The sequence below is a fragment of the Yoonia sp. 2307UL14-13 genome (genome assembly GCF_037572755.1).
Lineage (GTDB): Bacteria > Pseudomonadota > Alphaproteobacteria > Rhodobacterales > Rhodobacteraceae > Yoonia.
In genome coordinates this window covers 295,095-309,864 of the sequence record NZ_JBBIFZ010000001.1, presented here as the reverse complement: position 1 = coordinate 309,864, position 14,770 = coordinate 295,095, and the positions used below count along the sequence as shown (strand labels likewise).

The following is a 14,770-nucleotide window of genomic DNA, read 5'->3' as shown; positions in this document are numbered from 1 at the left end:
GCCACTTGCCGCGCAAACGTGTAACTCCAGCCACATGAGCGATAAATCCATCACCAGCCTGGCGATCCGCCGCCCGGATGACTGGCATCTTCACCTGCGCGACGGCGCGATGATGCGGGCCGTCCTGCCCGAGACGACACGCCATTTTGCCCGGGCGATCGTGATGCCGAACCTTGTTCCGCCCGTGGTGACGGCGACCGACGCCGTTGAATACCGTGCCCGTATCCTTGCCGCGCTGCCCGCGGGCGCGGATTTCACCCCGCTCATGACACTTTATCTGACCGAGGACACCAACCCCGAAGAGGTGGCTGCGGCACATGATGCAGGCATCGCCACGGCCGTCAAACTCTACCCCGCCGGGGCCACGACGAATTCCGCCTCCGGCGTCCGGGATATGGAAAAGGTCCGCCCGGTGCTTGAAACGATGGCCGAGATCGGGATGCCGCTCTGCGTCCATGGCGAAGTCACCGACAATGACGTGGACATCTTCGACCGTGAGGCGGTGTTCATCGACAAGGTGCTGAAACCCTTGCGCAAAAAGGTTCCCGACCTGCGCATCGTGATGGAGCATGTGACGACCCAGCACGCCGTCGACTACGTCCGCGACACGCACAAGAACCTTGCGGCGACGATCACGACCCATCACCTGATCATCAACCGCAACAACATCCTCGCCGGCGGGATCAAACCACATTTCTACTGCCTGCCCGTGGCCAAGCGCGAGGCACACAGGGTCGCCCTCGTCCAGGCGGCCGTGTCCGGCGACAAGCGCTTTTTCCTCGGCACCGATAGCGCACCGCATACGGATGCAGCCAAGCTGCAGCCATGTGGATGCGCCGGTATCTTCACCGCGCCGAACACGATGTCCTGTCTGGCCGAGGTGTTCGACGCCGCCGACCGGCTGAAGAAACTCGAAGCCTTCACATCCCTCAACGGCCCGCAATTCTACCGGCTGCCACCGAACGAAGACAGGATCACCCTGCGCAAGGGCGACCCGGTCACATATCCCACCCATATCGACACCGCCGACGGACCGGTCACGGTGTTCGATCCGGGTTTCGATCTGCATTGGCACGTCGAAGGCTGAACACCAGAAGAGAGCGCACATGATCCCCACGTCCTTTCCCAGCAAAGACGAAATCGCGCGGCTGACCGCAGGCATGCTGATTGAAGCAGGGGCCGTCGATTTCAACGCCGAAACCCCATTCACGTTCTCGTCAGGCAGGCAGGCACCGACCTATGTGGATTGTAGACGACTGATCAGCTTCCCGCGCATCCGCACGACGCTGATGGACTTTCTCGCCGTCACCATCATGCGCGAGGCGGGTTTCGAAGCCTTCGACAACGTGGCTGGCGGCGAAACCGCGGGTATCCCCTTTGGTGCCATGATTGCAGAACGCCTCGCCCTACCGATGACCTATGTGCGCAAGAAACCCAAAGGTTACGGGCGCAATGCCCGGATCGAAGGGCTCATGACCGAGGGTCAGCGCGTACTGCTGGTCGAGGACATGACGACTGACGGCGGCTCGAAACTGTCTTTCGTGGACGCGATCCGCAACACGGGTGCCACATGCGAAGCCACTGCGTTGATATTCTTTTACGACATATACGACGGGGTGCGCGAACGGCTGGGCGATCATGGCGTGCAGCTGATCTATCTGTGCACATGGTGGGATGTGCTGGCCGAGGCGAAGGCGCGCAAAGCCTATGACGCCGGTACCTTGGATGCGGTCGAGGCTTATCTGAATGACCCTGAAAGCTGGAAACCAGCTTAACTATTTGGTCAAAAACTTGTCCACCGACCTGTGAACAAATAGCGTGACAGAATCGGTGCCACACTGCCTATCTGGTGATTTTGCACCCACGATGCACAAACTGTGCTATGGCTGATTGCAAAGAAACACAATCCACAGAGTTATCCCGCAGGACATCCCCAATCATATCCTGATAGCGCCCCCTGCAATCGGCCTGCTAAGAGGCGCGTCACGAGGGGTAAGAGAAAAATGAACGAAGTCACCGCATTCAACGCCACCGGCGTAGAGGCCACCTCCGCCGACCTGATGCCGCATTCCATCGAGGCCGAACAGCAGCTTCTGGGCGCCATCCTGACCAATAACGACGTTTATGACCGTGTCGCATCGGTCATCGGGCCAAAGCATTTCTATGATCCTGTTCATGCGCGGATTTTCGAAACCGCTGCAGCACGGATTTCGAAAAACGCTCTCGCCTCGCCCGTGACTTTGAAGGCGTTCCTCGAAGACGACGAGGGGCTCAAGGAACTGGGCGGTCCCGCCTATCTCGCCCGGCTTGCCGGTGCCGCGATCTCGGCCTTTGCCGCGCGCGACTATGCACAGATGATCTATGACATGGCGACGCGCCGCGAACTGATCAATCTGGGCCGCGACATCGCCGACAAGGCCGCCAAAGTCGACGTGGACAGCGAACCCAAGGAACAGATCGTCGAAGCGGAACAGGCGCTTTACAATCTGGCCGAACAGGGCACGACCGAACAAGGGTTCCAATCCTTCCTGCGCGCAGTGACCGAGGCCGTGAATGTCGCCAACAGCGCCTATCAACGCGAAGGCGGACTCGCCGGTCTGGCCACCGGATTGACCGATATGGACAAGAAACTGGGCGGCCTGCACAAATCCGACCTGCTGATCCTCGCCGGGCGTCCGTCCATGGGAAAAACATCGCTGGCCACCAATATCGCTTTCAACGTGGCCAAGGCCTATCGCAGGGGAAAGCTGTCGGACGGCTCTGACGGCGCGGTTGACGGTGGGGTGGTCGGCTTTTTCTCACTCGAAATGTCGGCCGAACAGCTTGCCGGCCGGATCCTTGCCGAAGCGTCCGAGGTCTCATCCCACAAGATCCGACAGGGTGACATGGATGAAACGGAGTTTCGGCGCTTCGTCGAGGCTGCCAAAGACCTTGAAGCCTGCCCCCTCTTCATCGATGACACCGCTGCGATCCCCATCGCCCAACTCGCCGCCCGGGCGCGTCGTCTCAAACGGACCCACGGGCTGGACCTGCTGATCGTGGACTATCTGCAACTGGTGCGGGGCACATCCGACAACCGGGTGCAGGAAATCGGTGAGATTTCGATGGGGCTGAAAGCGATCGCCAAAGAGCTCAACATCCCTGTCGTCGCCCTGTCCCAGCTGTCGCGTCAGGTCGAAAGCCGCGACGACAAGCGCCCGCAGCTTTCCGACCTGCGTGAATCCGGGACGATCGAGCAGGACGCCGACGTCGTGATGTTCGTCTTCCGCGAGGAATACTACAAGGAGCGGGAAAAACCCGGCGATCACGAACTGGAAAAAATGGTCGAATGGCAAGAGGCCATGTCGCGCCTGCACGGCAAGGCCGAGGTGATCATCGGCAAGCAACGGCACGGCCCCATCGGGACGGTCGAGCTTAGCTTCGAAAGCCAGTTCACCCGCTTCGGCAACCTTGTGAAGCCGTGGCAACAAGGGGATGAACGTTTCTAAGGTCGGTCTCACACCCCACCCCTTGACCTGGAGTGACTCCAATACGTTACGCATGGCGGTCAAAGGAGACCGCCCATGCGAATCGCCGAAGCATCCGCCCGCTCGGGGCTGACCCAGGACACCATCCGGTTCTACGAAAAGTCGCACATGCTCGCGCCGATTACCCGCGACGCGCGCGGTTGGCGTGACTTTTCCGCCGATGACGTCAACTGGCTGACGACGCTCGAACGGCTGCGCGTCACCGGCATGCCGCTGGATGACGTCAAGCACTTCGCGGCCTCTGCCCACGCGCCGGACGCCGACAGCCCCGCACAACAGGCGACACGGCTCGCCCTGCTGCAGGCCCACGCCGAAACGCTGGCCGCGCGGCGCGCCGAACTCGACATTTGCGAGGCCTACCTGAACCACAAGATCAAGATTTACACCGACAGATTGGAGACGAAAGATGGCTGACTTCCAAAACATTCCCACACAACCCACCCTCGGCCTTGGTTGCTGGGCCATCGGCGGGCCGTTCTTCATGGACGGACGCGCCGTCGGCTGGGGTGAGGTCGACGATACCGTTTCCCGGACCGCCATCGCCACAGCGCTCGAACATGGGATCGCCCATTTTGACACGGCCCAGGCCTATGGCTGCGGGCATTCCGAAATCGTGCTTGGCACCGCGCTTAAAAACCACCCCGACGTAGCCATCGCCACCAAGATCGGGCTGGAAATCGACACCGAAACCAATCAACTGACAGGCCCGATCAACGACCCCGACATGATCCGGCAAACCATTGACGTCTCGCTCAAACGGCTGGGGCGCGACCGGATCGATCTGGTGCTGCACCACAACAACGAACTGCCAATCGCCGAGGCCGAACCGACCTTCGACATGCTGGCCGAACTCTATGAAAACGGCACGATCGGCGCCTACGGCTGGTCAACCGACTTTCCCGAAAGTGCCGCCGCCTTCGCAGACCGCCCCGGTTTCACGGCCGTGGAACACGCTATGAACGTTCTGAAACCCGCCGGTCACATGGTGCCCGCTGTCGAAAAGCTGAACCTGCTCTCGCTCATCCGTTCCCCCCTTGCGATGGGGGTTCTGGGCGGCAAATACGACGGCAAGACGCAATTCAGTCGCGATGAAATCCGGGGCAGCAACCCCGGCTGGCAGGACTATTTCAAGGACGGCAAGATCACTGACCACTATCTGGGACAACTGGACGCCACCCGCGACATCCTGAAATCCGACGGACGGACCCTGCCTCAGGGCGCCATCGCCTGGCTTTGGGCCCGCACGCCCAACGCCATGCCGATCCCCGGTTTTCGCACGCCCGAACAGGTGGTGGATCTGTGCGGTGCCTTGGAAAAAGGACCGCTGACGCAGGCACAGATGGACGAAATAGAAACGCTGCTGGACAGACCCGAAGAAGGACCGCCCCAAGCCAGCTAAAGAAAAGACCAGAGCCGGCAAACCCGGCTCTGATTCCACGTCCTACTCAAACACCAGAAGGTCCTGCAGCGCCGCGATATTCGCACGATATGCCGAAATGGCCTCAACGGCCGGAATACCCAAAGCTGCAGCATCCGCCGACCATGCGACAAGTCGATCTGCCAACGTCGCTTCGAGCTCTGCCAGGATCGCGTCATCGGCTTTCACCACGTTCAACCCCGTGGTCAGCATATGCGACCGGTGTCCATTGTCGAACGCATCCCAAGAGGCCGAGCGCACCGCCAGAACCTCACCCGAGATCGCGTCGATCGCCGCCTGATCCTGCGGCGATATCTGGCCCCAGGCATCGTTCGACAAAACGACCGAGAATGTGGGCGTGTAAAGACCATTGGCCACTTCGGTCACCGTCCGGTCATCCGTCCAGACACCCGCCGCGCGGGCCGCACCATGGGCCATGAAGAACGTCAACGTCCCGTTCGCCTCTTCATTGAAGGCCGCCAGTCGCATCTCGTTCTCTTCGCGCACCTTGGCCGGGCCGCGCGTGTCCAGACCATCAAAGTAAGGGACGGCATAATTGTTCTGATCGACGATGCCCTGCCCGGCCACCACCGGCTCATCGCTCAACCGCCAGATATGCGCCGCCGGGGCTGCCACGAAACCCAACAGCTTTGCATCGTCAAAATAGTTGGTCTCGGCCAGATACTCTGCGTGCAACCGCCACAGCGACACGGCGGTCTGCTCGGCAGAGCCACCCATCAGCGGCAGCATCGGCAGTTGGAGCAACGGATGGGACTCGCTTAGATAGCCGTTGAACACATAGGTCGCATCGACATCACCGGATTGGATCAGATCGAACTGCACCGCCGGATCGCGGTTCATCACGACCGGATCGACAAAGCTGACGCGCCCCTCTGTGACCTCTGCAATTTCGGCCAGATACAGATCGATGATCCCGCTATTGATGATGAATTTCGGGGCCGAAGCTTTGTTGAAGGTGAAAGTCAGCTTACCGGTCGTCGAGACCGGCTCCAATTCCTCCGGTGTCGGCTCTTCCACCACCGGCGCCTCTGCCGCGGCGGCGGCAACGGTTTCATCCAACGGACAGGGAATCTCCAACTGCTGACCCACGAAAATCACGTTCGGGTTCGGCCCGATCACGGCACGGTTGGCTTGGTAGAGATTGTCGAACACCAGGTCCCCATAGGCCCGCCGGTTGATCTGGCTCAGCGTATCGCCAGAGGCAATCGTATAGACTTGGCCGCATGAAATGGTGCGGGCATCGTTTTGGGCGAATGTTGTGGCTGGCAAAGACGTCGTTAGAAACAGCGCGAAAAGACGCGCAGAGCAAATTCGCATAATAAACCTTTCATACTCGTACACGACATGCGTACCGCAGAGAGGTTGGGGCACAAATGCTCTTGCATCGCCTTTTGGCTAAGTGTGCCCAGTCAGCGACAGAATTTTTCCTTCGTGATTAACGCCCTTGCACGGTGCTACTCCGCCGGCTCGTTCTGTTTCGGTTTTCGAAACGGATACACGAATTGGCGCCAATATCCTCGCGGCACCGTATCACCGACAACCCCGTAATTTTCTGGCCATTCTTTCTCGGGCAAATGGTGGGTTCCGAACAGCCAGTCATAAATCGGAAAGTGCGAGGCATAGTTGATATCGATCGCCGCCCGGTCCGATCCGTGATGCCAATGGTGAAAACGCGGGGTGACCAGGAACCGTTCGATAAACCCGAACGTCCACCCGATATTGGCGTGGATAAAGCTGGAATAGAAATAGACGATCAAAAGATACGCCTGGATCGCGGCCGGATCGAACCCAAGCGTGAACATCGGCACCGCCGTCAAGCTGCGCAGCACCGCGATTTCGATGAAATGCATGCGGGCGCCGGCCAGCCAATCCATCTTTTTCGTCGAATGGTGGATCGCGTGAAAGTGCCACAGAAACGGAAATGTATGAAAGGCCCGATGCACCCAATATTGCACGAAATCCGTGGCCATCATGATGACGACGACCTGCAGCCAGAACGGCATGGCGACGATCCAGACACGCACGTCATCCAACGGGATTTGCGCATTCAAATAGTTCGACGGTGCCAGCGTGATGAACCCGAGAATCTGCACCAGCATGGACGACACGAGGTAATAGAACATGTCCTCCTGCCATTCGGCGCGAAACACCGTCTGCTCGGAACGTGCCGGGAAAAACCGCTCCAGCGGGACGAACAGGAAACCGACGACCAACACGTTGATGATGAAATAGTCGAGACCGAAATAGAACGCCTGCGGCGGCTCTGCCCCGATCTGCGGTTGGGTATTGGCCATCAGCGACGCGACGACCGACACGGCCAAAGCTGTCCAGCCCAGCGATTTCCGCGCGCTCAGGATCAGGCTCAGCAGCGACAGGGCATAGCCCGACAGCAACACGAAACGCAGGAACACCGTGACGACGCCGCTATCCTGAATAAACGCGATTTCGGGGTATGAAAACGTCTCGGGGAACCATCGCAGCAGCACGATCAAAAGCCCTGCCAACGACGCCAGCAGCGCGAGCGCGCCGGACAGCCACCCGCTGCCCAAAGGGCGCTCGTCGCGAGGTGTTTCCAGTTGTGTAACGACTTTCTTCAGAATGCCCAAAATGTCCCTCATTCCTCTTTCGCGCCTGTTAATCCGAAAAAATCGGCAACAAAATGGCAATCGTTAACAGCGGGCCACCGGACGCCCCGTTAATCACGGCCAAGCTGCACAAGTGTGTGTACGCTGTGTGTACGTCTGCTGCACGCAATGTGTCAGTCACGAAACCCCCACTTTGCTTGGCGTTAACCACCATTGCAGCCGTGCCACGGCTATTTCGCCGGATTTCGGCGCACGCATCGTTAACCACTTGCCGCCCTCCCCGCCCCCTGCCAAAAGACGGGCCATGAGCACCGGACGCCTCACCATCGACCTCGACGCCGTCGTCGCCAACTGGCGCGCCCTGGATGGCATGACGAATTGCAAGACCGCCGCCGTGGTGAAGGCCAATGGCTACGGGCTGGGTGCAGTCAACGTGGCCAAGGCACTGTTCAAGGCCGGTGTGCGCCAATTCTTCGTCGCCGTCGCGGAAGAGGCCGTGGCGATCCGCAACGAACTGGGTGAAAAGCCCGATATTTCGGTGTTTTCGGGGCATATGAAAGGCGACACCGACCTGATCCGCGAATTGCGGCTGACCCCGATGCTGAACAGCGTCGATCAGCTGACCATGCATTTCGAAACTCTGCCCGGCCATCCATTCGGCATTCAACTCGACACGGGCATGAACCGGCTGGGAATGGAGATGCAGGAATGGGCGGCAGTCGCCGAACTGGCATTGGCGCAACGTCCAACCGTGGTGATGTCGCATCTTGCCTGCGCGGATGAACCCGACCATCCGATGAACCCGCATCAGCTTGATAACTTTAAGAAAATGACCGACGGGATCGGCGCGCCACGATCACTGGCGGCGACAGGCGGGATCCTCCTCGGCCCCGATTATCATTTCGACCTGACCCGCCCCGGCATCGGCCTTTACGGCGGTTTGCCGTTCGAACAGGCGCAAGCGACCGTCGAACTCGACCTGCCCGTCATTCAGGTGCGCGATCTGGCCGAGGGCGAGGTTGTGGGTTACGGCAACACGTGGCAGGCCGAACGGCCCACAAAAATCGCAACGGTCTCAGGCGGTTACGCCGATGGCCTGTTCCGCATCCTGTCGGACAAGGCGACGCTCTACCATGGTGATATCCCCTGCAAACTGGTCGGGCGGGTCTCAATGGACCTTTTGACCATCGACGTCACCGACCTGCCCGAAGTGCCCACTAAACTGTCGCTCATCGGCCCGAAACAAAGTGTTGACGACCTCGCGAGCCAAGCAAAAACAATCGGTTACGAGGTGCTGACCCAGCTTGGCGCCCGCTACAACCGCAAGACCTTTGGTAAATAGGCCGACCCGCCCCTACATAGGTCCAAGGTTTCATTAAGGTTTCTCATGTTAAACATCTTGCGCATCGCCAATCTGACGCTGCTGATCCTGTTCCCCATCGCCTGGTTCGCCCCCCTGATGCGGGCCGGGCTTTTACCGCTCTTCGGGCTGAACGAAATCAGCGTCATCACCGGCATGCAGGCTTTGTGGGAAAGCGACGTTGCGCTCGCGCTTCTCGTGACGGCATTCGCGTTGTTCGCGCCCTATCTGAAAACGATCGGCATCGCCCTTGTTCACTTTAACCTTTTGAAAGATAACACTATTCCTGTTTTGTCTTGGATCGGCAAACTCGCGATGGCCGATGTTTTTCTCATCGCGCTCTACATCGTCGTCTTCAAAGGCGTCGGCGTTGGGAAAGTGGAAACTGGTTGGGGACTATACATGTTCACAGCCTGCATTCTGGCGTCCATCATCATCTCGGCGCTGACGCCAAAGGCAAAGGCAGAAAAGTAAGATAGCTAACGCCTTCCGGCAATCTAAAGGGAGCATGTCAGTTGAAGAGATTAGCAGAGGTATTGACCTTGGCCGCCGCTGCCATCGCTGCCTATTTATTCCTGATACGTCAACCGACCGATGAAAGACTGGTCGCCATACTGACCAACGCAATCGGTGACGAAGCGATAATATCGCTCAATGCTTGCGATCTGTTTGTAAGCGTTGATCAGGTTGGGTCGGAAGGCGAACCCGTCGCAATAAGCCGCGTCGTCATGCGTGCGGACTTGAAAAGCTACAACTTTGGGACTATCAGGATGGTGCCAAACAACCAACAGGTGACGCTCCGCATCTCACGCAAACCTGTGACCGAAGCAATGTTGAACCAATTCGACGATATTCGGGCGGTGAGCAGCGAAGACAACAGGTCGTCTTGGCCAGATCGCGATGGTGCTCGCGACCTGTTGAATAACGATCGTTTTACGCTTTATGTGAGAGTGATGGCCGAGGTCATCACTATTGATGGCCAGCAAACCTTGGTTGCTCATGAGGACGCGCCAAACTTTTTCGAATTTGCGCAAGCGGTCGAACGACTGCCGTCACCTGCATCTTATCGAATTACGACGGCCTATGCGCCGGGTGGTCCATCGGCTGATACTCTGTTGACCGGCGAGGTTGTGGCCATTCCTACCATCGAGTTCAGATTGCCGACTGAACAGAAGGCAAAAGACCTGGCCCATGCATTTCATAACCAAGCCGCTGCCCATGGCTGTGATCAATAATCCCTCGCGGCGTCTGAACAAGATGCAGCGGGTGACCTGCTGATCTTGCTGAATGCTCCAAACTGGTCCAAAAGGTGAACATGGCCAAAGACCTCTCCTATTCCTGCAACGCATGCGGCGCCACCTTCAGCAAATGGTCCGGCCGTTGTGACGGCTGCGGCGCGTGGAACACCATCACCGAAGACAAGGCGCTGGCCAGCGGTCCGAAGGGCAAAACACTCGGCGCCTCGCGTGGCAAAGCGATCAGCCTGACCGACCTTGAAACACAGGAGAAAGAGCCGCCCCGGACCGAGGCGGGGGTCGGCGAATTGGACCGTGTGCTGGGTGGCGGTCTGGTCAAAGCCTCCGCCTTGCTGGTCGGTGGCGATCCGGGGATCGGCAAATCGACCCTACTCCTCCAAGCCGCTGCAAGATTTGCCCGTAATGGCCTGAAAGTCATCTATATTTCTGGCGAGGAATCGAACGCACAGGTCCAAATGCGCGCCCGCCGTCTGGGGCTTGAGAAAAGCCCGGTCATGCTCGCCGCCGCCACGAACTTGCGCGATATCCTGACGACGCTGGAGGCCGAAAAACCCGACCTCGCGATCATCGACTCCATCCAGACGATGTGGGCGGACAATGTCGACAGCGCCCCCGGCAGCGTGAGCCAAGTCCGCTCCTCCGCCCACGAGCTGACCACCTTTGCCAAACGAAACGGCATGTCCGTCATCATGGTCGGACACGTCACGAAAGAAGGCGCCATTGCGGGTCCCCGCGTCGTCGAACACATGGTCGATACGGTACTTTATTTTGAAGGCGAACGCGGCCACCAGTTCCGGATCCTGCGATCGGTCAAGAACCGTTTCGGCCCCGCGGATGAAATCGGCGTGTTCGAAATGACCGGCAAAGGCCTGGCCGAGGTCAAGAATCCCTCGGCCATCTTCCTGTCGGAACGGGGCACCCCTGCCCCTGGATCGGTCGTGTTCGCAGGCCTCGAAGGTACCCGCACCATGCTCTGTGAGATCCAGGCACTTGTGGCACCTTCGCCACACAGCCAACCGCGCCGATCCGTGGTCGGATGGGATGGCGGCAGGCTCGCCATGATACTCGCCGTGCTGGAATCCCGCTGCGGCGTCCCCTTCACCGGACTGGACGTTTACCTCAACGTTGCAGGGGGTTTGCGCATTTCGGAACCCGCCGCGGACCTCGCCGTCGCCGCTGCGCTCGTCTCGGCCCGAGAGGATGCCGCGCTCCCATCCGAGGCTGTCGTTTTTGGCGAAATCAGCCTCTCCGGCGCGCTCCGTCCCGTCGTTCAAACGGAAAATAGATTGAAAGAAGCCCAGAAACTTGGTTTTACAAGCGCGATCATGCCGCAACAGGCCAAACAGCCGGCGGTTTCTGGCATCGGGCTGCGCCAAGCGGTAGACCTTGCCGGATTTGTGGAAGAGGTTTTTGGCGCGCGGTAAGCGCTGACGGGCAGGAGAAAGACCATGGAAGGCTTCACACTTCTCGATGCGGGGGTGGCATTCATCATTCTGGTTTCCGGGGTGTTGGCCTATAGCCGCGGTTTTGTCCGCGAGGCGATGGCGATCTTGGGCTGGATCGGTGCGACGATCGTCGCGTTCATCTTCGCCGATCAGGTTGAGCCACTGATCAAGCAGACCCCGGTTATTGGAGATTTCATCGGTGACAGCTGCGAATTGGCGATTATCGCAGCCTTTGCGGCGGTGTTCGCGGTCGCGTTGGTCGTCGTATCCATCTTTACACCGCTCTTCTCGAGCGTGGTCCAGCGATCGGCCCTTGGCGGTGTGGACCAGGCGCTTGGCTTCTTTTTCGGTGTCTTGCGCGGTATTCTTTTGGTCGCTGTCGCGTTCTTTGTCTACGACACGGTCTTCGCCAATCAGGAAGTGCCGATTGTCGATGATAGCCGGTCGGCGGTGGTCTTTGCCCAGATGACCGGTCAACTGGAAGATCAGGATCCCGAACAGGCGCTGGGATGGATTACAGAGCAGTACCAGCAACTGGTGGGCACCTGCGGTCAACCTGCCGAGTAACGGTATTGTCCTAAAAAATGGCGCGCCAACCCTCTGGTGCGGGTTGGCTGCAAGACTTTTTGTCACGAAAAGTCTGTTTCCAGGCATGACGCCAAGAAATTATGATCGTTTCGTGACACATCGGCCGTGACGGACTAAGACAGACCCAGACCAGTGTCACCGGATTCGGAGCTGCCCTTTGGCCCCTCAGATGCCCCCTGCCCATCCCTTCGATGATGATAAATTACGGGAGGAATGCGGCGTTTTCGGCGTCGTCGGTGTCGCTGATGCCGCCAGTTTCGTGGCGCTCGGCCTGCACGCCCTGCAACATCGGGGGCAAGAGGCCGGTGGGATCGTCACCCACGACGCCGAGACCGGTTTCAACCAGGCCCGCCGCATCGGGCTTGTCCGCGACAATTTCACCTCGCCCGAGATGATGGCCCGCCTGCCGGGACCGATCGGAATCGGCCATGTCCGTTATTCGACGACCGGGTCCAAAGGGCAGACCGCCATTCGTGACGTACAGCCCTTTTTCGGTGAGTTTGCGATGGGTGGGGCCGCGATCGCACATAACGGTAACATCACCAACGCCCTGCAACTGCGCCGTGAATTAATCGAACGCGGTTCGATCTTTCAAAGCTCGTCCGACAGCGAATGCATCATCCACCTTATGGCACGATCGATGGGCCGCAATATCCCCGACCGGATGGAAGAGGCCCTGCGCAAGGTCGAAGGCGCGTTTTCCATCGTGGCCATGACGCGAACGAAACTGCTGGGTTGCCGCGATCCGCTTGGCGTGCGGCCGCTGGTCCTCGGCAAGATCGGCGATGGTTGGGCATTGGCGTCCGAAACCTGTGCACTTGATATCATCGGGGCCGAGTTTGTTCGCGAAGTCAAACCGGGTGAGATGGTTGTGATCACGGCGGAAAAAGGTGTCGAAAGTCACTTTCCTTTCCGCCCGAACCGGTCCCGTTTCTGCATCTTCGAACATGTCTACTTCAGTCGGCCCGACAGCATCCTCGGCGGTCGTTCGGTCTATGAAACCCGCGAAAACATCGGACGGGAACTGGCGAAGGAGGCACCGGTCGAGGCCGATCTTGTGTGTCCCGTACCTGATAGCGGTACTCCCGCCGCCATCGGCTATGCGCTGGAATCAGGCATTCCCTACGCCATGGGGATCATTCGGAACCAGTATATGGGGCGCACCTTTATCGAACCGACCGAACAGATCCGCAACATGGGGGTGCGGCTGAAACTGAACGTCAACCGCGCGCTGATCAAGGGAAAGCGGGTCATCCTGGTGGACGACAGCGTGGTGCGCGGAACGACCAGCCGCAAGATCAAGGAAATGATCCTGGATGCAGGCGCGGCAGAGGTCCATTTTCGCATTGCCAGCCCGCCGACCGCTTGGCCGTGCTTTTATGGCGTTGATACACCCCAGCGCGAAAAACTGCTGGCGGCGACGATGTCCGAAGAGGAAATGCGCGAACATCTTGAAGTCGACAGCCTGAAATTCATTTCGCTCGACGGTCTTTATCGCGCCGTCGGTGAGGCACAGGGCCGCGACGACAACGCGCCCGCCTATTGCGACGCCTGTTTCTCGGGCGAGTACCCGGTCGCACCTTCGGATATGATGGAGCAGGGATTTCAGGCGAAAACGGCGGCGGAATGACAGACCTGCCGTGGAACTATCCGATCAAGCGTGATCAATATGCGTATTTCCGCGCGGTAGGTGCGACTGATCCAAATAAGATCACCGAAATTCTAGGGATTGAACCCGATCGTGCATACTCGTTGGGTGAGGCCTATCAAACGCCGCGGGGGCATACGCTGAAGCGGCGACAGTCATTATGGAGATACAACTCCACCCTCGAGTCTGAAGAGCCGTTAGAGGCGCATGTTCGCGCCATTATACGCAAGATGTATCCAAAACGGATTGAGCTACTGAAGTTGCAGGAAGAGTTTAGCTGTCAGGTTGTTTGTGTCTCGCTAGGCGGAAATTTCGAGTTCGTGACGACCTTGGATATGCAGAGGCAGATGACCGCTTTAGGCCTGACTTTTTGGTTTGATGCCTATCCCGACTTCAACCCGCACGAAGAAATCACAGAGCTTCGTTCGCAGGTGCAAGACGCAATTTCGGATGCTGAGAATTATTCATGACCACCGTCATCCACCACAATCTAGACTGCGGAACCTCCCGCAATGTTCTGGCCGTCATCCGCGCCTCCGGCACTGAACCTGTCGTCGTAGATTACCTCCAGACCGGCTGGACCCGGCCGCAACTTCAGGCCCTTTTCGCGGCTGCGGACATGACCCCACGCCAAGCGTTGCGTACGTCAAAATCCCCGGCAGAGGAACTTGGGCTGACGGATGCCGATGTAAGCGATGACGCCCTGCTCGACGCCATGGTCGCCCATCCGATCCTGGTCAACCGTCCGATCGTCTGCACGCCGAAAGGTGTCGCGCTTTGCCGCCCGTCGGAGGCCGTGTTGCCGCTTCTCGAAATGCCGCTGAGCGCACCGGTCTACAAGGAAGATGGCACCCTGATCTGCGCGCCGGCATAGGCCGCCGCCACGTCACCCGGCGGCTTCCTGCCGAAGCCCGCAGATTATG

General features: G+C 59.0%; 15 protein-coding genes. 13 read left to right on the top strand and 2 right to left on the bottom strand.

The features are described from left to right. Window positions 1-34: 34 nt before the first annotated feature. The 5 genes from pyrC to V8J85_RS01660 all read left to right on the top strand — a co-directional run bounded on the left by pyrC (window position 35) and on the right by V8J85_RS01660 (window position 4,926). Window positions 35-1,087: a dihydroorotase gene (pyrC, locus tag V8J85_RS01680; RefSeq protein WP_339951585.1), complete on the top strand. Its 1,053-nt coding sequence runs from the start codon at window positions 35-37 to the stop codon at window positions 1,085-1,087. A gap of 19 nt (window positions 1,088-1,106) precedes the next feature. Next, a complete protein-coding gene (locus tag V8J85_RS01675) occupies window positions 1,107-1,775 on the top strand; it encodes an orotate phosphoribosyltransferase (protein WP_339951583.1) in 669 nt (222 codons plus the stop codon). 228 nt (window positions 1,776-2,003) lie between these two features. After that, window positions 2,004-3,488 carry a replicative DNA helicase gene (locus tag V8J85_RS01670; protein ID WP_339951581.1) on the top strand — a complete coding sequence of 495 codons (1,485 nt, stop codon included), beginning with the start codon at window positions 2,004-2,006 and terminating at the stop codon, window positions 3,486-3,488. Window positions 3,489-3,563: 75 nt separating this feature from the next. Next, window positions 3,564-3,941, top strand: a complete 378-nt coding sequence (locus tag V8J85_RS01665; protein ID WP_339951579.1) for a MerR family transcriptional regulator — start codon at window positions 3,564-3,566, stop codon at window positions 3,939-3,941. Further along, on the top strand, window positions 3,934-4,926 hold the full coding sequence (locus V8J85_RS01660) for an aldo/keto reductase (RefSeq protein WP_339951577.1): 993 nt from the start codon (window positions 3,934-3,936) through the stop codon (window positions 4,924-4,926). The genes V8J85_RS01665 and V8J85_RS01660 overlap by 8 nt, the downstream gene beginning before the upstream one ends. A 42-nt stretch (window positions 4,927-4,968) precedes the next feature. Here V8J85_RS01660 and V8J85_RS01655 read toward each other — a convergent pair whose 3' ends face one another. Both V8J85_RS01655 and V8J85_RS01650 read right to left on the bottom strand, forming a co-directional pair. Further along, entirely contained in the window at window positions 4,969-6,234 is a 1,266-nt protein-coding gene (locus V8J85_RS01655; RefSeq protein ID WP_339951575.1) for a LysM peptidoglycan-binding domain-containing protein, read from the bottom strand. 185 nt (window positions 6,235-6,419) lie between these two features. After that, the gene (locus V8J85_RS01650; protein ID WP_339951573.1) at window positions 6,420-7,583 is read right to left on the bottom strand and encodes a sterol desaturase family protein; all 1,164 of its coding nucleotides are present in this window, start codon (window positions 7,581-7,583) and stop codon (window positions 6,420-6,422) included. A 271-nt stretch (window positions 7,584-7,854) separates the two neighbouring features. Between V8J85_RS01650 and alr the strand changes: the two genes are divergently transcribed. The 8 genes from alr (at window position 7,855) to arsC (ending at window position 14,721) form a co-directional block, all read left to right on the top strand. Beyond that, window positions 7,855-8,892, top strand: coding sequence for an alanine racemase (gene alr, locus V8J85_RS01645; RefSeq protein ID WP_339951571.1), 1,038 nt, complete (start codon window positions 7,855-7,857; stop codon window positions 8,890-8,892). Window positions 8,893-8,937: 45 nt separating this feature from the next. Beyond that, window positions 8,938-9,384, top strand: coding sequence for a paraquat-inducible protein A (locus V8J85_RS01640; protein ID WP_339951569.1), 447 nt, complete (start codon window positions 8,938-8,940; stop codon window positions 9,382-9,384). Between the two features lie 41 nt (window positions 9,385-9,425). After that, window positions 9,426-10,145: a hypothetical protein gene (locus tag V8J85_RS01635; RefSeq protein WP_339951567.1), complete on the top strand. Its 720-nt coding sequence runs from the start codon at window positions 9,426-9,428 to the stop codon at window positions 10,143-10,145. An 80-nt stretch (window positions 10,146-10,225) separates the two neighbouring features. Then, window positions 10,226-11,590, top strand: coding sequence for a DNA repair protein RadA (gene radA, locus V8J85_RS01630; protein WP_339951565.1), 1,365 nt, complete (start codon window positions 10,226-10,228; stop codon window positions 11,588-11,590). A 24-nt stretch (window positions 11,591-11,614) separates the two neighbouring features. Further along, window positions 11,615-12,178, top strand: a complete 564-nt coding sequence (locus V8J85_RS01625) for a CvpA family protein (protein WP_339951563.1) — start codon at window positions 11,615-11,617, stop codon at window positions 12,176-12,178. Between the two features lie 190 nt (window positions 12,179-12,368). Further along, on the top strand, window positions 12,369-13,829 hold the full coding sequence (gene purF, locus V8J85_RS01620) for an amidophosphoribosyltransferase (RefSeq protein ID WP_339951561.1): 1,461 nt from the start codon (window positions 12,369-12,371) through the stop codon (window positions 13,827-13,829). After that, the gene (locus V8J85_RS01615; RefSeq protein ID WP_339951559.1) at window positions 13,826-14,317 is read left to right on the top strand and encodes a DUF4279 domain-containing protein; all 492 of its coding nucleotides are present in this window, start codon (window positions 13,826-13,828) and stop codon (window positions 14,315-14,317) included. Before purF ends, V8J85_RS01615 begins: the two co-directional genes overlap by 4 nt. Then, window positions 14,314-14,721 carry an arsenate reductase (glutaredoxin) gene (gene arsC, locus V8J85_RS01610; protein WP_339951557.1) on the top strand — a complete coding sequence of 136 codons (408 nt, stop codon included), beginning with the start codon at window positions 14,314-14,316 and terminating at the stop codon, window positions 14,719-14,721. The genes V8J85_RS01615 and arsC overlap by 4 nt, the downstream gene beginning before the upstream one ends. The last annotated feature ends 49 nt before the right edge of the window (window positions 14,722-14,770 follow it).